The sequence below is a fragment of the Bradyrhizobium sp. Kon37 genome, from assembly GCF_055807535.1.
On the sequence record NZ_JBVVOY010000004.1, the window covers coordinates 351,385 to 370,424 of the forward strand.

General features: G+C 63.6%; 18 protein-coding genes. 4 read left to right on the top strand and 14 right to left on the bottom strand.

The annotated features are described in order from the left end of the window. Positions 1–76: 76 nt before the first annotated feature. The gene (locus AC0L3J_RS12465; RefSeq protein ID WP_473347173.1) at positions 77–1,696 is read left to right on the top strand and encodes an MDR family MFS transporter; all 1,620 of its coding nucleotides are present in this window, start codon (positions 77–79) and stop codon (positions 1,694–1,696) included. Between the two features lie 29 nt (positions 1,697–1,725). Beyond that, positions 1,726–2,187: a carboxymuconolactone decarboxylase family protein gene (locus AC0L3J_RS12470; RefSeq protein WP_007615070.1), complete on the top strand. Its 462-nt coding sequence runs from the start codon at positions 1,726–1,728 to the stop codon at positions 2,185–2,187. Between the two features lie 126 nt (positions 2,188–2,313). On the opposite strand, the gene AC0L3J_RS12475 is transcribed toward AC0L3J_RS12470, so the two are convergent. The 6 genes from AC0L3J_RS12475 to AC0L3J_RS12500 all read right to left on the bottom strand — a co-directional run bounded on the left by AC0L3J_RS12475 (position 2,314) and on the right by AC0L3J_RS12500 (position 8,082). Continuing rightward, entirely contained in the window at positions 2,314–3,174 is an 861-nt protein-coding gene (locus AC0L3J_RS12475; RefSeq protein WP_473347174.1) for a D-amino-acid transaminase, read from the bottom strand. A 203-nt stretch (positions 3,175–3,377) separates the two neighbouring features. Beyond that, positions 3,378–4,109, bottom strand: coding sequence for an amino acid ABC transporter ATP-binding protein (locus AC0L3J_RS12480; RefSeq protein ID WP_007597027.1), 732 nt, complete (start codon positions 4,107–4,109; stop codon positions 3,378–3,380). A gap of 8 nt (positions 4,110–4,117) precedes the next feature. Further along, positions 4,118–4,810 (bottom strand): amino acid ABC transporter permease, encoded by a 693-nt coding sequence (locus tag AC0L3J_RS12485; protein WP_007597029.1) that lies wholly within the window; start codon positions 4,808–4,810, stop codon positions 4,118–4,120. A gap of 4 nt (positions 4,811–4,814) precedes the next feature. Further along, positions 4,815–5,546 (bottom strand): amino acid ABC transporter permease, encoded by a 732-nt coding sequence (locus AC0L3J_RS12490; RefSeq protein WP_473347175.1) that lies wholly within the window; start codon positions 5,544–5,546, stop codon positions 4,815–4,817. A 115-nt stretch (positions 5,547–5,661) separates the two neighbouring features. Next, a complete protein-coding gene (locus AC0L3J_RS12495; protein ID WP_027565488.1) occupies positions 5,662–6,573 on the bottom strand; it encodes an amino acid ABC transporter substrate-binding protein in 912 nt (303 codons plus the stop codon). 99 nt (positions 6,574–6,672) lie between these two features. Beyond that, positions 6,673–8,082: a M20 family metallopeptidase gene (locus AC0L3J_RS12500; RefSeq protein WP_473347176.1), complete on the bottom strand. Its 1,410-nt coding sequence runs from the start codon at positions 8,080–8,082 to the stop codon at positions 6,673–6,675. Positions 8,083–8,323: 241 nt separating this feature from the next. On the opposite strand from AC0L3J_RS12500, the gene AC0L3J_RS12505 reads away from it, so the two are divergent. Beyond that, entirely contained in the window at positions 8,324–9,703 is a 1,380-nt protein-coding gene (locus tag AC0L3J_RS12505) for an LLM class flavin-dependent oxidoreductase (protein WP_473347177.1), read from the top strand. A 154-nt stretch (positions 9,704–9,857) separates the two neighbouring features. Here the strand turns inward: AC0L3J_RS12505 and AC0L3J_RS12510 are convergent, their stop codons facing one another. The 5 genes from AC0L3J_RS12510 to AC0L3J_RS12530 form a co-directional block, all read right to left on the bottom strand. Next, a complete protein-coding gene (locus AC0L3J_RS12510; protein WP_473347178.1) occupies positions 9,858–11,519 on the bottom strand; it encodes a thiamine pyrophosphate-binding protein in 1,662 nt (553 codons plus the stop codon). A gap of 106 nt (positions 11,520–11,625) precedes the next feature. Beyond that, on the bottom strand, positions 11,626–12,129 hold the full coding sequence (locus AC0L3J_RS12515; protein ID WP_063994009.1) for a GFA family protein: 504 nt from the start codon (positions 12,127–12,129) through the stop codon (positions 11,626–11,628). Positions 12,130–12,282: 153 nt separating this feature from the next. After that, positions 12,283–13,410, bottom strand: a complete 1,128-nt coding sequence (locus AC0L3J_RS12520; RefSeq protein WP_473347179.1) for an alkene reductase — start codon at positions 13,408–13,410, stop codon at positions 12,283–12,285. Positions 13,411–13,566: 156 nt separating this feature from the next. Continuing rightward, a complete protein-coding gene (locus AC0L3J_RS12525; protein ID WP_473347180.1) occupies positions 13,567–14,430 on the bottom strand; it encodes an outer membrane protein in 864 nt (287 codons plus the stop codon). Positions 14,431–14,634: 204 nt separating this feature from the next. After that, on the bottom strand, positions 14,635–16,131 hold the full coding sequence (locus AC0L3J_RS12530) for an aldehyde dehydrogenase family protein (RefSeq protein WP_456767647.1): 1,497 nt from the start codon (positions 16,129–16,131) through the stop codon (positions 14,635–14,637). 195 nt (positions 16,132–16,326) lie between these two features. Here AC0L3J_RS12530 and AC0L3J_RS12535 point away from each other — a divergent pair, with 195 nt between their 5' ends. Further along, entirely contained in the window at positions 16,327–17,172 is an 846-nt protein-coding gene (locus tag AC0L3J_RS12535; RefSeq protein WP_473287894.1) for an SDR family NAD(P)-dependent oxidoreductase, read from the top strand. Positions 17,173–17,210: 38 nt separating this feature from the next. Here AC0L3J_RS12535 and AC0L3J_RS12540 read toward each other — a convergent pair whose 3' ends face one another. The 3 genes from AC0L3J_RS12540 to AC0L3J_RS12550 all read right to left on the bottom strand — a co-directional run bounded on the left by AC0L3J_RS12540 (position 17,211) and on the right by AC0L3J_RS12550 (position 19,031). Further along, the gene (locus tag AC0L3J_RS12540) at positions 17,211–17,417 is read right to left on the bottom strand and encodes a hypothetical protein (RefSeq protein ID WP_007615092.1); all 207 of its coding nucleotides are present in this window, start codon (positions 17,415–17,417) and stop codon (positions 17,211–17,213) included. A gap of 71 nt (positions 17,418–17,488) precedes the next feature. Then, entirely contained in the window at positions 17,489–17,902 is a 414-nt protein-coding gene (locus AC0L3J_RS12545; protein WP_473347181.1) for a Rieske (2Fe-2S) protein, read from the bottom strand. Between the two features lie 16 nt (positions 17,903–17,918). Beyond that, entirely contained in the window at positions 17,919–19,031 is a 1,113-nt protein-coding gene (locus AC0L3J_RS12550) for an amidohydrolase family protein (RefSeq protein WP_473347182.1), read from the bottom strand. Between the last annotated feature and the right edge of the window lie 9 nt (positions 19,032–19,040).

Here is a 19,040-nt window from a genome sequence, read left to right on the forward strand (position 1 = left end):
ATCCTTCCCAAACTTCGTCGATTATCGAAACGAACTGCCTGATCCATCCTGTCTCCGTAACCGAGACGAGGCTTCCATGAGCACGCTCCAACCGACCGTCAATACCGCCTCCCCCGCCAATATCCCCGCTCCAGTCGCGGCCCCCGCAACGCCCGCCGTCTCGGCCAAGACCTGGATCGCCGTGATCGGCGCGACGCTTGGCGCCTTCATGGCGGTGCTGAACATCCAGATCGTCAATGCGTCGCTCGCCGATATCCAGGGCGCGATCGGCGCCGGCATCGATGACGGCGGCTGGATCTCGACCTCCTATCTGATCGCCGAGATCGTGGTGATCCCCTTGTCCGGCTGGCTGGCGCAGGTGTTCTCGATCCGCATCTATCTGCTCACCAACGCGGTCCTGTTCCTGATCCTGTCGGCCGCCTGTGCGCTGGCGCAGGACCTACCGCAGATGATCGTGCTGCGGGCAGTGCAAGGTTTTACCGGCGGCGTGCTGATTCCGATGGCGTTCACGCTGATCATCACGCTCTTGCCGCGCGCCAAGCAACCCGTGGGCCTTGCGCTGTTCGCACTGTCAGCGACGTTCGCGCCCGCGATCGGCCCGACTATCGGCGGCTATCTCACCGAGAATTTTGGCTGGCAGTACATCTTCTACGTCAATGTCGTCCCCGGCGCGATCATGGTCGGCATGCTCTGGTACGCCCTCGATGCAAAGCCCATGAAGCTGTCGTTGCTGCGCGACGGCGACTGGGCCGGCATCATCACCATGGCGATCGGACTGTCGGCGCTGCAGACCGTGCTCGAGGAAGGCAACAAGGACGACTGGTTCGGCTCGCCCTTCATCGTCAAGCTGTCCGTCATCGCGGCCGTCGCGCTGACTGCCTTCCTGATCATCGAGCTGACCGTGAAGAAGCCGCTCCTCAACCTGCGTCTGCTGGTCCGCCGCAATTTCGGCTTCGGCATGCTCGCGAATTTCCTGCTGGGAATCGCGCTCTACGGCTCGGTGTTCATCCTGCCGCAATATCTGGCCCGCATCCAGGGCTACAATGCCGAGCAGATCGGCATGGTGCTGGCCTGGACCGGCCTGCCGCAGCTCCTGCTGATCCCGCTGGTGCCGCGGCTGATGCAGAAGCTCGATGCGCGGCTCATCATCGGCGTCGGCTTCGTCCTGTTCGCGGCCTCCAACTTCATGAACATCACCATGACCGGCAACTATGCCGCCGATCAATTGCTCTGGCCCAATGTGGTTCGTGCAATCGGCCAGGCGTTGGTGATGGCGCCGCTGTCTGCGGTGGCGACCTCGGGCATCGAACCGGAGAACGCCGGCTCAGCCTCCGGCCTGTTCAACATGATGCGCAATCTCGGCGGCGCCGTCGGCATCGCGCTGTTGCAGACCCTGTTGACCAAGCGCGAGCAGTATCATTCCAACGTGCTGATGCAGTCGGTCTCGCTGTTCGAGCAGGCGACGCGGACGCGGCTGGAACAGCTCACCCAATACTTCGTCAATCACGGCATTCTCGACCGTGCGGACGCATCGCATCGCGCCTATGTTGCGATCGGCCATATCGTGCAGAAGCAGGCCTATATCCTCGCCTTCAGCGACACTTTCTATCTGCTCGGCGTGGCACTGATCGTCGCGCTGATCGCCACCCTCTTCCTGAAGAAGGCCGGCCACGCCTCGGCCGGCGGCGCCCACTGAGATCAACCCAGCAAGCAAGGAGAACGACCATGAAACCCCGCATGAATTTCTACCAGGCCGCACCCGATACGATGAAGGCACTGATGGCACTGGAAGAGCAGATCCAGTCGACCGGCCTGGAGAAATCGCTGATCGAGCTCGTCAAGATCCGCGCGTCGCAGATCAACGGCTGTGCCTTCTGCATCAACATGCACACCGAGGACGCCCGCAAGCGTGGCGAGACCGAGCAGCGCATCTATCTGCTCAATGCCTGGCGCGAATCCCCGCTCTACACGGACCGCGAGCGCGCGGCGCTGGCCTGGACCGAATCAGTGACGCTGATCTCCGAGACGCACGCACCGGATGACGTCTACGAGCAGGTCCGCGCGCAATTCTCTGATGCGGAGACGGTGAACCTGACCATGCTGATCGGCGCCATCAATGCCTGGAACAGAATCGCGATCGCGTTCCGTGCGGTTCACCCGGTGAAGGTGAAGGCATCGGTAGCGTGAGGTGATCTCAACTGTCATGCCCCGCGCAGGCGGGGCATCCAGTACGCCACAGCTTCTCGGTTCAATCATCGCCCGCGCGGCGTACTGGATCGCCCGCCTTCGCGGCGATGACACCGAGTGCGCCGCTTAAACCGCCGTCGCCTTGGCGAACTCCACGTAGATCTCGCGCAGCCGCGCGGCAAGCGGGCCGGGCTTGCCGTCGCCGACCTTCTTGCCGTCGATCGCAACCACCGGCTGGACGAACAGCGAGGCTGAGGTGGCAAAGGCTTCCTTGGCGGCGAGCGCCTCGGCGACCGTGAAGGAACGCTCCTCGAGGCGGAGCTGACGCTCTTCCGCCAGCGCCACCACCGCCTTGCGGGTGCAGCCCGGCAGGATCGCGTTGGAGTTCTTGCGGGTCACGATGACGTCGTCCTGGGTCAGGATGAACGCCGAGGACGAGCCGCCTTCGGTGACGTAGCCGTCTTGCAGCATCCAGGCCTCGCCCGCACCGGCTTCGGCCGCGGCCTGCTTTGCCAGCACTTGCGCGAGCAGTGCCACGCTCTTGATGTCGCGCCGCTCCCAGCGGATGTCGGGCACGGTGATCACGTTGATGCCGGTCTTGGCCGAGGCGGCGTTGATGATGTCCTTCTCCGACGTGAACATCACCAGGCTCGACTTGACGTCGCCCTTGGGGAAGGCGAAGTCGCGGCCCTTGTCGGCACCGCGGGTGACCTGGACATAGACGAGGCCGTTCGCGACCTTGTTGCGCGCGATCAGCTCCTTCTGGAGTTCAGTGATGCGCTCGACCGTCTCGGGCAGCTTCAGCTGGATCTCGCCGACCGAGCGCTCCAGCCGCGCCAGATGCGAGGCGTTGTCGACCAGCTTGCCGTCGAGCACGGCCGAGACCTCATAGATGCCGTCGGCAAACAGGAAGCCGCGATCGAGCACCGAAATTTTGGCGTCCGAGAGCGGGACGAATGAGCCGTTGACATAGGCGATCGGATCCAAGGCAGGTCTCCTGGCGGGAAGAGAGATTTGGTGCGGTTATACGCCAGTTGCCGCGGCCGATCACCCCTCTATTCGTCATTTCCGGGACGGCGCGAAGCGACGAGCTTTGATGCGCAATTGCGCATCTGAGAATCCATAGCCACCGGTCGGGGATATGGATTCCGGGCCCGCGCCAATAGGCGCGTCCCGGAATGACGACAGGGTTAATGCGACAGGATCTTCGACAAGAACTTCTGCGCGCGGTCGCTGCGGGGCTTGCCGAAAAAATCGTCCTTCGGGGCGTCCTCAACGATCTCGCCGCGGTCCATGAAGATCACGCGGTTGGCAACCTTGCGGGCAAAGCCCATCTCGTGGGTGACGACCATCATGGTCATGCCCTCATGGGCAAGGTCTACCATGACGTCGAGCACCTCGCTCACCATTTCGGGGTCGAGCGCCGAGGTCGGCTCGTCGAACAGCATGACAATGGGATCCATTGCGAGCGCGCGAGCGATCGCCACCCGCTGCTGCTGGCCACCGGACAGGTTCGCGGGATACTTTTGCGCCTGCTCCTTCAGGCCGACGCGCTCCAGCAGCTGCATGCCTTTCGCCATCGCCTTGTCGCGCGACCGGTCGAGCACCTTCTGCTGTGCGAGGCAGAGATTATCGATGATTTTCAGATGCGGAAACAGCTCGAAGTGCTGAAACACCATGCCGACTCGCGAACGCAGCTTGGGCAGATTGGTCTTGGGATCGTTGACCTTGGTGCCATCGACACTGATGTCACCTTTCTGGAACGGCTCCAGCGCGTTGACGCATTTGATCAGCGTCGACTTGCCTGATCCCGACGGGCCGCAGACCACGACCACCTCGCCCTTGGTGACGCTCGTGGTGCAGTCGGTCAGCACCTGGAAGCTCGGGCTGTACCATTTGTCGACGTGGCTGATCTCGATCATGACAGACTCTATCGAATGATGGCGATGCGCGCCTGCAGGCGGCGAACGCCGAAGGACGCAACACAGGAAATGGTGAAGTAGACGATTGCTGCGAACAGATACATTTCGACCAGACGGCCGTCGCGCTGCGCGACCTTGCTGGCCGCACCGAGGAAATCGGTGATCGACAGCACGTAGACCAGTGAGGTGTCCTGGAACAGCACGATGGTCTGCGTGATCAGGACCGGCAGCATGTTACGGAAGGCCTGCGGCAGCACGACGTAGCGCATGGTTTGCGCGTAGGTCAGGCCAAGCGCGTTGGCAGCGGCCGGCTGGCCGCGCGAGATCGACTGGATGCCGGCGCGCATGATCTCTGAGAAGTACGCGGCCTCGAACATGATGAAGGTGATGAGCGAGGACGCGAACGCGCCGACGCTGATCGGGCGCGACGCGCCGGTCACCCACTGCCCGATATAGGGCACCAGGAAGTAGAACCAGAAGATCACCAGCACGAGCGGCAGCGATCGCATGAAGTCGACATAGACCCCGGCGATGCGGCCCAGGATCTTGAAGCCTGACAGCCGCATCAGCGCGATGGCCGTGCCGAAGATCAGGCCGCCGAGCGCCGCAAGCCCCGTGAGCATCAGCGTGAACGTCATGCCCTCGTAAAACAGATAGGGCAGTGCGCGACGGATGACCTCGAAATCGAAATTGCTGAACATGGTGCTATTTCCCCGTGATGTAGCCGGGGATCGCGACGTAGCGCTCGAGGAAGCGCATTGCGGTCACGACGACGGCGTTGACGAGGAGATAGAGAAGGGTCGCGGCGGTGAAGGCCTCGAACACCTGGAACGAGAATTCCTGCATGGAGCGCGCCTGTCCGGTCAGCTCAAGCAAACCGATGGTGATGGCCACAGCCGTGTTCTTGATGGTGTTGAGAAACTCGGACGTCAGCGGCGGCAGGATGATGCGGAACGCCATCGGCAGCAAGATGTAGCGATAAGCCTGCAAGGTCGTCAGGCCGAGCGCGGTCGCCGCCATCTTCTGCCCGCGTGGGAGCGATCCGATGCCCGCCTGCAACTGCACGGCGACGCGCGCCGACATGAAGAACCCGATGCCGATCGCCGCCGTCCAGAACGGCGCATTCGGCAGCTGCTTCAGCCAGAGGCCGGCAGATTTCGGCAACAGTTCCGGCAGCACGAAGAACCACAGGAAGAGCTGCACCAGCAGCGGCATGTTGCGGAAGAATTCGACATAGGCAAAGCCGAACCAATACGCCCCCTTCGATGGCAGCGTGCGCATCACGCCGACGATCGCGCCCATGATCAGCGCGATGATCCAGGCGAACGCACCCGTCTTGAGGGTCAGCACCAGGCCCGACAACAGCATGTCGAGATAGGTGCCGGTCCCCATCGGGTTGGGCTCGAAGAAAATTCCCCAGTTCCAGTGGTAGTTCACGTGTCCCCCGCGCGAACGCGCCAGTCATGGATGTCCCGGCGCCTATGCAAATGTCCGGCCACCTTGGAGTCAAGATGGCCGGACACGATCCGGATCGAAAGATCGCGGTTATAGCTTACTTATAATCGTCCGGGTTCGGCGAGTCGGTTGGCTTGGCGAACTCGTTCTTCAGCTCGGCCGAGATCGGGGTGTTGAGGTTCAGACCCTTCGGCGGGATCTTCTGGGTGAACCACTTCTCGTAGATCTTCTGGCCTTCCCCGGAAGTATAGAGCGCTGCGGTCGCCGCATCGACCACCTTCTTGAACGCCGCGTCGTCCTTGCGCAGCATGATGCCGTAGGGCTCAGGCTTGGAGAACGCGTCCTTGGAGATGACGTAGTCGTCGGGCGACTTCGAGCCGGCAACGAGGCTCGCGAGCAGGATGTCGTCCATCACGAAGGCGACGGCGCGGTCGGTCTCGACCATCAGGAAGGATTCGGCGTGGTCCTTGGCCGGGATGATGTTGGCGCCGAGGCTTTTCGCAACATTGGCTTCGGTGAGCTGCTTGATGTTGGTGGTGCCGGCGGTCGAGACCACCGTCTTGCCCTTGAGATCGTCGATCGACTTCAGGCCGCTCGACTTCTTGAAGACGTAGCGGCTGGCAGTCAGGTAATGGGTGTTGGTGAAGGCGACCTGCTTCTGGCGCTCGGCATTGTTGGTGGTCGAGCCGCATTCGAGGTCGATGGTGCCGTTCGCCATCAGCGGAATACGCGTCGCCGAGGTCACCGGGTTGAGCTTGACCTCGAGCTTGTCGAGCTTGAGCTCCTTCTTCACGGCGTCGACGATCTTGTAGCAGATGTCCATCGCGAACCCGATGGGCTTCTGGTTGTCGTCGAGATAGGAGAACGGGATCGAGGAGTCGCGGAAGCCGAGCGTAATGGCGCCGGTGTCCTTGATGTTCTTCAGCGTGCCGGTCAGCTCCTCGGCCCCGGCCTGGCTGACAGCGAAGGTCGCGGCGAGCGCGAGGCCGATGCTACGGAAATGTTTCACTTTTGGGTCCCCTTTCAGGATGATGCCGGCGGGATGCAAGCACAAATTGGATTGGAATAGAATGTGACTTTTGGCTGGATCGCGGCTCCGGTTAACGGCTCAGGCCGGCGGGCGCGTTAGCGGGCTTGTGAGCGGTCCTGGCAATTCCCCGAGATCCCAGAACAGGCCGGCCATCACCGTCAAGGCCTCTTCGGTCAATGGCAGCAGGATGTGCTCATTGGGCGCATGCTGGGAGCAGCCGGGATAGGAGTGCGGCACCCAGATCGTCGGCAGGCCCAGGATCTCGGAGAACACGTCGTTGGGCAACGAGCCGCCGAAATTGGGCAGCACCGCCGGGACCTTGCCGGTGGTCTGGCGCACCGAATCCGCTGCCCATGTGATCCAGGGGCTGTCGAAATCCGTGCGCGAGGCGGCAAAGCTCTGCGCCGCCCGCACCTCGACCATCGGAAAGCCCTTCTGCGCCAGATGCGCGCGGATCGCCTCGATCAGCCCATCGATCCTGGTGCCGACCACGAAACGCAGTTGCAGCACGGCATTGGCGTGGCCGGGAATGGCGTTGGCCGGCTTCTCGATATTGCCCGACGACATCGCCAGCACTTCGAGCGTGTTCCAGGCATAGAGCCGCTCGGCCGCCGAAAGACCCTCCTCGCCCCAGTCCTCGGCCAACGCCGGCTCGTCCTCGGTCGGCACCACCTGCACGTCGGCAAGATAACTGCGGATCTGGTTGGTGAGGCGCGGCGGCTTCAGCGCATCCAGCTCAAGGCGACCGTGGCCGTCGACCAGCGTCGAGATCGCGTTGACCAGAATGGTCGCGGGGTTGGCGAGCACGCCGCCCCAATTGCCGGAGTGATGGCCGCCGTCACGAAGGGTCACATCGAGATGAATGCGGATGCCGCCGCGGCAGCCGAGGAACAGGGTGGGACGGTCGGCGGACAGGCGCGGCCCGTCGGAGGCCATGAACAGATCGGCCTTGAGCGCATCGCGATTGAGATCGCAGACCTTGCCGAGATCCGGCGAACCGATCTCCTCGCCCATCTCGACGATGAACTTGGCGTTGAAGCCGAGCTTGCCGCCGCGGGCCTCACGCACAGCGCGGAGTGCGGCCATGTTGATGCTGTGCTGGCCCTTGTTGTCGGCCGTGCCGCGACCGTAAAGACGCGTGCCCGAAACCGTGGTGCGCCAGGGATCGCGGCCGTCGCGCCACTCGCCTTCCATGCCGTCGACGACGTCGCCATGTCCGTAGATCAGCACGGTCGGCGCAGTCTCGCTCTCGTGGTGTTCGGCGAACAGGAACGGCGCCTTGCCGCTGGGAGATTCGACCATCCGGCTTTCGAAATCGAGCGCGGCGAAAGCGGGCACCATCTCCTGTTCCAGATAGGCGCGCAGCTCGACGCTCCGGTTCGGATTCTGGCTCTCGGTCCGGTAGGCGACACGGCGGTCGAGTTCGGCGAGGAACGCGCCGGATTTGAAATCGTCACGGGCGCGGGCGATGGCATCGGCTCTGGTCATTATTTTCTTTTTTAGGTTGCGAGACGAAGGAGCATACCCGATGCGGGCAGGCCTCCGAAAGTGGCGGGGACTTCGATAGTCTTGGGATTTCGTTCTTGCTCTCTTGAGATTGGCTTGCCAAGCGCGGCAGCGCCGCTGATTTTGGCCTTGCCAACGTCGCGCTATATGCAAGAACTTCGCCAAGTTCGGGCGCAGCTCTATCATTCGAAGAGCGCCCGGTACAGGGCGCCGGGGGACCATCATGGCCAAGCAGATCAGGCTCAATGCATTTGCGATGAATTGCGTCGCGCACCAATCACCGGGCTTGTGGACCCATCCGCGCGACCGCACTGCCGAATATAACCGCCTGCCCTACTGGATCGATCTTGCCAAAACGCTGGAGCGCGGCCGTTTCGATGGACTGTTCCTGGCCGACGTGCTCGGCGTCTATGACGTCTACGGCAACAGCCCTGACGCAGCCTTGCGCAATGCAGCCCAGTCGCCGTCGAACGATCCGCTGCTGCTGCTGTCGGCAATGGCCGCGGTGACGCAGAATCTCGGCTTCGGCGTCACCAGCAATCTCTCCTTCGAGCCGCCCTATCCGTTCGCGCGGCGGATGTCGACGCTCGATCACCTCACCGAGGGACGAATCGGCTGGAACGTCGTCACCGGCTATCTCGACAGCGCCGCGCGCGGCGCCGGCAAGGACAAGCAGATCGGGCATGACGACCGCTACGAGATCGCGGACGAATATATGGAGGTCGTCTACAAACTCTGGGAAGGGAGCTGGGAGGACGACGCCGTGCTGCGCGACCGCACGCGCGGCATCTTCACCGATCCCACAAAAGTCCATCGCGTCAACCACGAGGGCGCCAACTACCGCATCAACAACACCATCCATCTGAGCGAGCCGTCGCCGCAGCGGACGCCCGTGCTGTACCAGGCCGGCACCTCGCCGCGCGGCCGGCAGTTCGCGGCACGGCATGCCGAATGCGTGTTCATGTCGGGGCCGTCGGCCAAGGTGATCGCGCCGCGGGTGTCGGCGATCCGTCAGGAGGCCGCCGCGTTCGGCCGCAATCCGGCAGAAATCCTGATGTTCTCGATGATGACGATCATCCTCGGACGGACGGAGGCCGAGGCGAACGAAAAATATGCCGACTATCGCCGCCACATCAGCCCGGAGGGCGCGCTGGCGCTGATGTCGGGATGGACCGGAATAGACTTCTCCGGCTACGAGCTCGATCAGCAGGTGCGCCATGTTCAGAACGATGCCGGTCGCAGCGCACTCGATAACGTCACCCGCGCCGATCCCGATCGCGTCTGGACCGTGCGCGACGTCATCGAGCATGTCGGCGTCGGCGGCGCCGGTCCTGTCGTGGTCGGCACGCCGGAGATGGTCGCGGACAAGATCGAGGCGTGGTTCGAGGCGACCGATGTCGACGGCCTCAACGTCGCCTTCGCGATCTCACCCGGCGATTTCGAGGACATCGCCGACATGCTGGTGCCGGAGCTGACGCGGCGTGGGCGGTACAAGGCGGAATATGCAAAGGGCACGCTGCGGGAGAAGCTGTTCGGTGACGGGCGTGCAAGGCTGGGTGCGCCGCATCCGGCGGCGGGATTCAGGGTGGGGAGGAAGGGGTAAATTGCGACCATCCCCTCGGTGTCGTCCCGGCGCAGGCCGGGACCCATAACCCCAGGGAGCAATTTGGCGAAGACTGGTCGTTGGGGACTAGTAGCACGCGCGACCGATAGATCACGCGGTATGGGTCCCGGCCTTCGCCGGGACGACAGCAGGGCTACACCTTCCCGTCCACCATCACCTCAATCAGCTTGGTTCCGGGCCGGCCAAATGCCGACGCCAGCGTCGCCTTCAACTCGCGGGGATCGCTGACCTTGATAGCCTCGCATCCCAGCGCCTTCGCCACGCCCGCGAAATCCACCGGGGGATCGACGAAATCCATGCCGACGTAATTGTCGTCGCCATGGAAGGCGAGCAGACGCTGCTTGATGATGCGGTAGCCGCCATTGTTGGCAATGACCACATTGAGCGGCAGCTTGTGATGCGCCGCCGTCCACAGCGACTGGATCGAATACATCGCGCTGCCGTCGCCGGAGAAGCAGACCACGGGGCGATCGGGATTGGCGATGCTGGCGCCGACGGAAGCCGGCAGGCCCCAGCCGATGCCGCCGGAGGCAAGGCCGTGATAGCCGAAGCGATCGCGGTGCGCACGCAGCGCCGTGATCTGGCGGCTCGAGGTAAGGCCTTCGTCGACGAGGATGGCATTGGCGGGCATGGCCTCGACCATTTGCAGTACCAGCCAGTCTGGATCGATGGGGCTGCGGTCCGCGGCCTTGCCGATCTGCTCGACCAGCGCGGTACGCCTTGCGGTCCAGTTCTTCGGCGCGAGCTCGGCGAGACGTTGCCTCGCGCGATGCGCCAGGGCCGCGCCGCCCATCTCCTTCAACACCGGGATCAACGCGCGCAGCGTTTCCTTCAGATCCGCCTTCAGCGCGATCTCGGCGCCGTAGTTCTTGGCGATCTCCCAATCGCCGAGGCCGATCTGCACGATGCCAAGGCCCTCCGGCAGCGCATCGACCTCGCTGTAGACCGACATCCGCAACGGATCGCCGCCGAGTGCGATCAAGAGGTCGTATGGCGCAAGCGTGTCGCGCGCGACTTTCTGGACACGAGCCAACGTGCCGACGAAGCTCGGGCTCTCGGAGAGGAAGTGCGAGCCATAGGGCGTCGACGATTGGTATGCGGCCGCGCCCAAAAGCTCGGCGAGTTCGGCGGCCTCCTTCAGCGCGTCGCTCTTCACCACCTCGTCCATGGTGACGATCACGGGACGCTCGGCCCTCAGCAGCCGCGCGGAGAACGCCTTGAGTGCCTCATCCGATGGCCTTGTGCGGGCGTCGATGCGGGTGGAGCGGCCGAGATCGATCCCGGCCTCGCTGTTGAGGATGTCGCCGGGCAACGAAATGAACACCGGCCCGGTCGGCGGCGTGGTCGCGACTTTTGCGGCGCGGCGCACGATGCGCGGCAGATCCTCGAGCCGCGTCACCTCGACAGCCCATTTCACCAGCGGCTCGGCCATGCGCACCAGCGGGCCGTAGAGCACCGGCTCCATCAGCCCGTGGCCCTGCTCCTGCTGGCCCGCGGTCACGATCATCGGCGTGCCCGTGAACTGGGCGTTGTAGAGCGAGCCCATCGCGTTGCCGAGGCCGGGCGCGACATGGACGTTGCAGGCGACGAGCTTTCCGGAGGCGCGGCTATAGCCATCCGCGATCGCCACCACCAGGCTCTCCTGCATCGCCATCACATAGGTGAGATCAGGATGGTCCTTCAGCGCATGCATGATCGGCAGCTCGGTGGTGCCGGGATTGCCGAACAGATGCGTGACGCCCTCGTCCTTGAGCAGCGCGAGAAAGGCGGAGCGGCCGGTGATCTTGTTCTTCATGTTTCCTCCAGAGGCGGACGTTGCCGCAAGGCAGGAAGCATGATGGCCGAAATCGCGGGAGGCGCGCAAGGAAGCGCGGTCATGGCTGCGTTGCGTGCGCGAGGCGTTACATTTCCTCGCGCCCCAGCTCGAACGGATCCTCGCCGCCCGCCCGCTTCTTCTTTTTCGAGCGCTGCCAGACTACACCGGGAAAACCTTTCAACGGTACCAGCGGCTCACCGGTATAGGTCCATTCCTGCAGCTCCTCGATCGCGATGTGATAGAGCGGCTGGCGGCCGGTGCGTTCCCTAAACAGCGCACGGGGAATGTTGACCATGTGCGGCCCGCGCGGGCGCTCATATGCGATCGGCGTGCCGCAATGCGCGCAGAAGCTGCGCGCGGTCTTCGTTGCCTTGTCCTCGTACCGGGTCAGCGCCGTCTTGCCTGCGGTGATGCGAAACCGCTTCTTCCAGCTTCCGACATAGGTTGCATAGGCGGCGCCGTGGGCGCGACGGCTGGCAGCGGAGTGATCGTGCCAGGCCCAGCGTGCGGGGACGTCGATCTCGAAGGTGACCTTGCCGCAGAGGCATTGGCCGGTGGCAACTCCTGCGGCGGCTGCGGCTTTGGCCATGATGTTTCCCCAACGCTCGCAATGACGGAATTCGTGGTGTCCGTCGCGGCAACACAATAACGGCGTAGCCCGGATGAGCGAAGCGACATCCGGGAAGACCAGAGCTTGGGTGAAGCACCGGATATCGCTTCGCTCATCCGGGCTACGGCAGTGTCAGACCGGCGTCGGCTGGTCATGCACCGGATAGTCCGTATAGCCCTTCTCCTCGCCGCCGTAGAACGTCGCACGGTTATAGGGCGTGAGAGGGTAGTCGTGCTGCAGGCGGCGCGGCAGATCGGGGTTGGAGATGAAGATGCGGCCGAAGGCGATGAGGTCGGCGTGTCCCTCTGCGATCGCGGCGTTCGCCGTCTCGCCCGTAAACCCGCCTGCCGTCATCAGCACGCCGCTGTAGAGCGGGCGGAACAGCAGCATTGCCGACGGCACGTTCTGCCAGTTGACTTCGGCGCGCCCCGAGCCGCTGGAGCGCGGTTCGATGAAATGCAAATAAGCAAGGCCGAGCTCGTCGAGCGCCTTGACCACATGCGTGTAGAGCGGCATCGGATCGGGCTCGCCGGAATCATTGGCGATGCCGTGGGGCGACAGCCGCACGCCGACCCTGCCCGCGCCCCAGACGTCGATCGCGGCCTCGGTCACTTCGAGCAGAAGCCGCGCGCGGTTCTCGATCGAGCCGCCATATTGATCAGTGCGCTGGTTGCTGCGTGATTGCAGGAATTGCTCGAGCAGATAGCCGTTGGCGCCGTGGATCTCGACGCCGTCGAAGCCGGCGGCCAGCGCGTTCTTCGCGCCCTGTCTGAAGGCCTCGACGATGCCCTTGACTTCGTCCGTCTCCAGCGCGCGCGGCGTCTCGTAGTCGGAGATCTTGCCGTCGGCGGTCATCGCCTTCATGCCTTCGGCCTTGATCGGGATCGCCGAGGCCGAGACCGGCAGCTCCCCGCCGTGGAAGGAGGAATGCGAGACGCGGCCCACATGCCAGAGCTGGAGAAAGATGATGCCGCCCTTGGCGTGCACGGCGTCGACAACCTTGCGCCAGCCCGCGATCTGCGTCTCCGAATAGATGCCGGGCGTCGCCGGATTACCGCGACCATGCGAGAGCACAGGCGAGGCCTCGGCGATGAGCAGGCCGCCTTGTGTGGCGCGCTGACCGTAATATTCGGCGTTGAGCGGCCGCGGCGAAAAGCTCTCGCGCTCGGCCCGCATGCGCGTCAACGGCGCCATCGCAACGCGGTGCGCGAGCTTGTACGGACCGACCTGCAACGGTTGAAACAACGCCTCGAATTTCATGCTGGCCCCAAAATGGTCGATGAGAGGCGTGGACCATAAGAGAAAGGCTCGCAGCTCGGAAGCTGCATGCGGGGATGGCTGGCCAGCCAAAAGAGGTGGCGGAATCAAAGAGCCCCGGGGTGGTCCCGGGGCTCGTTGCTTGCTCAGAACGGCAGGTCAGTATTTCGCAACGACCGCGCCTGGGCCGAACTTGTAGTTCAAGCCGACACGCGCGATGTGGCCCGTGAAATTGGCGGTCGAGTCAAAGCCGCGCGCCGGGCCGGGCGTGAACGGGAACAGCGGATTGAAGATGGTGTATTTCTCGCTGCCGAGATCGTAGTAGAGATATTCGAGCTTGACGCTCCAGTTCGACGCAAAGCGGTACTCGCCGCCGCCGCCGACCGTCCAGCCCACGCGCCAGCTTTCCACCGCGCCTGCGCTACAGATCACATTGAGGCAGGGCGTGCCGCTCCCACCCGTGGGATCCACGATCGACGTCGACGCCTTGACATGCCCATAGGCAAGACCGCCGGTCGCGTACAGCATCAAGTCGGGCACGACGGTGGCACCGATCCGGCCGCGCACGGTCCCCAGCCAGTCGACCTTCTGATCTTGCATGGTCATGATCGTCGGGAAGACCGGCAAGGTTCGGGTCACCGTTGAGCTACCCTTGATGTCGGCCGCCGCGATATCGGCTTCGACGCCCCACACCAACGAGCCCGTCTGCACATTGTAGCCTGCCTGCAAGCCGCCCAGCACACCACGCGCGTTTGTTGCCAGCGAAGCCGGGACAAGGCCGCCCGCCAGTGCGACGTCGAGCACGCCCGCAGTGAAGACCGGATCATGGGGCGCGAGATTGTTCGCACCATCGCCCCACCCATACCCGACATTCACGCCGGCGTAGAAGCCTGACCAGTTGTAGGCAACGGGCAGTGGCGACGCCTTGTACGCTGGCGCACGTGCGGTCATATCGGCCGCGAGTGCGGGCTGCGCCGAGGCGACACCCAAAGCCACAAACACGATCGGAGCAAAGCGAAGCATTATTGATATTCCAATTCCGAAGATTGACGGTGACCAGAACTAACCGGCCGACATTCGGAATGGGATAGCAAGTCTTGCAAAAGCGCGGACGACGCGCGCTTTCAAAATCGCATGTAGCGTCCGGGCAACAACCCTTGGTCGTCGCAAGCGGACTCGCGTCGCCGCACGCAAGACCTATCGCTGAAGTCCGGACGCGATGGCGCGTCAGGCCGTCTTGATCCAGACGGCCTTCACGTTGAGATATTCCTCGACGTGCTGCTTGCCGGATTCGCGGCCGTAGCCGCTCATCTTGTAGCCGCCGAAGGGCACGGCCGGGTCCATCGCCTGGTAGCAGTTCACCCACACCGAGCCGGCACGCAGGCGCTTCGCAACCGCATGCGCCTTGCTGACGTCCCGCGTCCACAGCCCTGAACCGAGGCCGAACGTGGTGGCGTTGGCGCGCTTGACCAGCTCGTCCATGTCCTTGAATGCGATCGCGGAGATGACGGGTCCAAAGATCTCCTCTTGCGCGATGCGCATATTGTCCTGGACGCCCGCGAACACCGTCGGCGAGACGAAGAAGCCTTTTGCAAGCGCGCCTTCGGTGACGCGGCCACCGCCGGCGAGCGCCTTGGCGCCTTCCTTCTGGCCGATATCGAGATAGCTCGTGACGCGCTCGAGCTGCTGCTCCGACACCAGCGGTCCGATCTGGGTGTTGGGATCGAGGCCGTTGCCGACCTGCAGCTTCTTGCCGAACTCGGCAACGCGGCCGACGAACTCCTCGTAGATCGACTGCTCGACGAACAGCCGGGTGCCGGCGCTGCAGATTTGCCCCGAATTGGCAAACACCGCCATCGCAGCGCCCGGCACGGCGGCATCGAGATCGGCGTCCGCGAACACGATGTCCGGCGACTTGCCGCCGAGCTCGAGCGAGACACGCTTGAGGTTGCCGGCCGAGGCTCGGATGATCGACTGGCCCGTGACATGCGAGCCGGTGAAGGCAACCTTGTCGACGTCGTGATGCGCGGCAAGCGCCGCGCCCGCAGTCTCGCCAAAGCCAGGCACGACATTGATGACGCCGGCCGGAACGCCCGCCTCCATCGCGAGCTCGGCGATGCGCAGCGAGGTCAGTGGCGCCTCCTCGGCGGGCTTGAGCACGACGGTGCAGCCGGTCGCGATCGCCGGACCGATCTTCCAGATCGTCGCAGTCAGCGGACCATTCCAGGGAATGATGGCGCCGACGACGCCGATCGGCTCCTTCAGCGTGTAGGAAAAGATTTCGCCGGGCAGCGAGTTCTCGATGGTCTCGCCATGGATCGCGGTGGTCTGGCCGGCATAATAGCGCAGCATTCCGACGGCGCGCAGGCGGTAGGCGCGGGTACGGCTGAGCGGCGCGCCCATGTCGAGCGTGTCGAGCTGCGACAATTCGTCGAAATTCTTCTCGACGAGGTCGGCAAGCTTCAGGAGAAGGTTCTGCCGCTCGAACGGCTTGACCTTGCTCCAGGGACCTTCGAAGGCGCGGCGGGCGGCAGCGACCGCACGGTCGATGTCTTCCTTGTCGCCCTCGGCCACGGTTGCGAGCAGTTCGCCGGTTGCGGGGTTGTGGGTCTCGAAGCGCTTGCCGGAGGCCGCATCGACCCACTTCCCGTCGATCAGCATCTGCTTGTAGGACCCGTTGGCGAATGGATGGCGCGTGATCGGAATAGCCTGCGACACAGCCATGGCTGAACTCCCTGTCAAATGATTGATTGGTTTCGATCTGGGCGGGATCGTTGGTCGATAGAATACTGCGATGCCGGACAGGCGTAAAGGAGAGGCGTAAAGTCGGCGCGGAACGAAGACCTCCCATGCCGACTTGTGCAGGGTCGCGCGAGTGCCATGTTATGGCACGACCGAGCCCCTCCCCGGAGACGATCCATGCCCCACCCCGCCATCGTCAAAGACAATGTTGCCGTGATCACCGGCGGTGCGTCCGGCATCGGATTCGCCGCCGCCGCAGCGTTCGCGCGCGACGGCATGAAGGTGTGTATCGCCGATGTGGATCAGGCGGGACTGGCGGATGCCGCAACAAGACTCTCATCCCTGACGTCCGCCACACACGTGATGACCTTCGCGATTGACGTCAGCAAGGCCGAGAGCGTGACGGAACTGGAGCGCGCCGTGCGCGAGCGCTTCGGTGGCACCGACATCCTCATGAACAACGCGGGCATCCAGCCCGGCAGCACGCTGTTCGGCGAACCCGACAACTGGCAGCGCATTATCGGCGTCAACATGTGGGGCATCATCAATGGCTCGCGCATCTTCGCGCCCAACATGATGGCGCGCGGCAGGGCGGGGCTCATCATCAACACCGGCTCGAAGCAGGGCATCACCACCCCGCCCGGCGATCCCGCCTACAACGTCTCCAAGGCCGGCGTGAAAGCTTTCACGGAAGCGCTCCAGCACGAGCTGCGCAACACTGCGGGTTGCCGCATCACCGCGCATCTGCTGATCCCCGGTTTCGTCTTCACGAACCTTACCGCGAAGGGCCGGACGGAGAAGCCGGCCGGCGCCTGGACCGCCGAGCAGACCGCGGATTTCATGCTGGCGCGGCTGGAGGCCGGCGATTTCTACATCCTGTGCCCCGACAACGACGTCCCGCGCGCGCTCGACGAAAAGCGCATGCTGTGGGCCGCCGGCGACATCGTGGAAAACCGCCCGCCGCTGTCACGCTGGCATCCGGACCATGCGGATGCATTCGCGAAGTTTGTGAAGGGGGATTAGGCGCTTTCCTTCTCCCCTTGTGGATAGGGTGAAGAAACCTACAGCGTCTCTTGCTGATGCCCACAATTCTTGCAGGCGAACTTGATGCGGGTCTGGCCCTTTGGCGCCTGCACACGGTTCGGGGCGCCGCATTTACCGCAGACGGCCTCGATGCGGGTATCACCCTGCTTGACGACGACGGTTTTCTTTTCCATCGATTCGCGGATCAGGCGCTCGGCCTCCTCACGCAGGGATTGTTTCGACAAAGCTCGTCTCCGCCATAAATGCGGGCGAGGCTTATCCCACCTGCGGCGAAATCACAATCCGAAACGGCTGCTCAGACCTCCACAATCACATAGCTGTCCTCGACATGCACCGGAAAGGTCTCGGCAACATACGGGCCTTTCTGGAGTTCCTCGCCGCGCTCCACCGCGACCGGATATGACCTAATCTTGACGCGCTTCGGGTCGAACCAGGATTGGCCGTTGCGCATGTCGAATTCCCAGCCATGCCAGGGACAGCGCAGCATCTCGCCGACGCGCGAGCGCCGATAGATGCCGGGCTCGGGCGAGGTCAGTCGCGCGACACAGGCCGCTTTCTCCAGCGGCGCGCCTTCGTGCGGGCAACGGTTCAGCAAAGCGAAGAACTCGCCATTGACGTGGAACACGACAATGTCGCGGCCGTCGACATCGACGACCTTGTTGCCACCGGGTGGGATCTCCGAAGTGGACGCGACGATGTGACGGGCCATACCGCTCAGACCCCTCTCAGAACCTGTAGACCGCGCGGGCATTGGTACTGAAGATCTTGGTCCGCTCGGCTTCCGTCAGCGGAGTCTTGAAGGCGAAGCGCGGATCGTCGAAATCCCAGTGCGGATAGTCCGACGAGAACAAGAGACGATCGATGCCGACCCATTCGATCAGCGAGCGCAGGTGCCGGGCTTCGTCAGGCTCGTCGATCGGTTGCGTCGTGAACCAGAAATGCTCGCGGACATATTCCGACGGCTTGCGCTTGAGATGCGGCACCTCGCTGCGGAAGCGCTCGAAATGCTGGTCCATCCGCCACACCGCGGATGGGATCCAGCCGAAGCCGCCCTCGATGAAGACGAACTTCAATTTTGGAAAGCGCTCCGGCACGCCCTCGATCACGAGGCTGGCAAGCTGCGCCGCAATCGTGTGCGCGTTGGACTGGTGCTCCTCGACATAATAGGACGGCCAGCCGCCACCGGTCGGCGCATGCCCGCCATAGCCGCCGACATGGATGCCGAGCGGCAGACCTAGTTCTTGGGCACGCTCGTAGATTGGCCAATAGCGGCGGCGGCCGAGCGGCTCGTTGGCGCGCGGCGAGACGTTGATCTGGACGTATTCGCCGATTTTCGCGCAGCGTTCGATCTCCGCAATGGCGAGATCGACGCCGTCCTGACCGACCAGGATCGAAGCCTTCAGGCGCGGGTCGCGATGCGACCAGAACGCCAGTTGCCAGTCGTTGATGGCGCGCTGGATCGCGGCGCCGAATTCAAGGTTCTGCTGCGAGAAGATGAAGAGATCGAGCACCTGCAAGATCCCGAACTCGACGTCGAGCGGATCGAGATGCTGCTTCTGCATGAAGGCGAGATCCGAGCCGGGCGGACCGCCGGTCGGCGGCCAGGCATCGCGCCGCGCGATTAGCGGCGAGGAGCGCGGGTAGGGCGTGGTGAACAGATAGGGCGTGCGCAAATGGCTGCCGTATTCCTTCAGATGCTGCTGCCACCGCTTTGGCAGGAACTCGTTGAGATCGTCGGACGAATGCAGGCTTGGATGGACGTCGCAATCGACGATGCGCAGCCGCGAAGCGGCGGGCTTCTCATCTTCCCGCAGCGGGCGGTCGATGACCTCACTCATGCGAACCTC

Coding starts and splice junctions, on each gene's coding strand:
- AC0L3J_RS12465 (WP_473347173.1), top strand. CDS start 77: ATGAGCACGCTCCAACCGACCGTCAATACCGCCTCCCCCGCCAATATC.
- AC0L3J_RS12470 (WP_007615070.1), top strand. CDS start 1,726: ATGAAACCCCGCATGAATTTCTACCAGGCCGCACCCGATACGATGAAG.
- AC0L3J_RS12480 (WP_007597027.1), bottom strand. CDS start 4,109: ATGATCGAGATCAGCCACGTCGACAAATGGTACAGCCCGAGCTTCCAG.
- AC0L3J_RS12485 (WP_007597029.1), bottom strand. CDS start 4,810: ATGTTCAGCAATTTCGATTTCGAGGTCATCCGTCGCGCACTGCCCTAT.
- AC0L3J_RS12500 (WP_473347176.1), bottom strand. CDS start 8,082: ATGACCAGAGCCGATGCCATCGCCCGCGCCCGTGACGATTTCAAATCC.
- AC0L3J_RS12505 (WP_473347177.1), top strand. CDS start 8,324: ATGGCCAAGCAGATCAGGCTCAATGCATTTGCGATGAATTGCGTCGCG.
- AC0L3J_RS12510 (WP_473347178.1), bottom strand. CDS start 11,519: ATGAAGAACAAGATCACCGGCCGCTCCGCCTTTCTCGCGCTGCTCAAG.
- AC0L3J_RS12515 (WP_063994009.1), bottom strand. CDS start 12,129: ATGGCCAAAGCCGCAGCCGCCGCAGGAGTTGCCACCGGCCAATGCCTC.
- AC0L3J_RS12520 (WP_473347179.1), bottom strand. CDS start 13,410: ATGAAATTCGAGGCGTTGTTTCAACCGTTGCAGGTCGGTCCGTACAAG.
- AC0L3J_RS12525 (WP_473347180.1), bottom strand. CDS start 14,430: ATGCTTCGCTTTGCTCCGATCGTGTTTGTGGCTTTGGGTGTCGCCTCG.
- AC0L3J_RS12530 (WP_456767647.1), bottom strand. CDS start 16,131: ATGGCTGTGTCGCAGGCTATTCCGATCACGCGCCATCCATTCGCCAAC.
- AC0L3J_RS12535 (WP_473287894.1), top strand. CDS start 16,327: ATGCCCCACCCCGCCATCGTCAAAGACAATGTTGCCGTGATCACCGGC.
- AC0L3J_RS12545 (WP_473347181.1), bottom strand. CDS start 17,902: ATGGCCCGTCACATCGTCGCGTCCACTTCGGAGATCCCACCCGGTGGC.
- AC0L3J_RS12550 (WP_473347182.1), bottom strand. CDS start 19,031: ATGAGTGAGGTCATCGACCGCCCGCTGCGGGAAGATGAGAAGCCCGCC.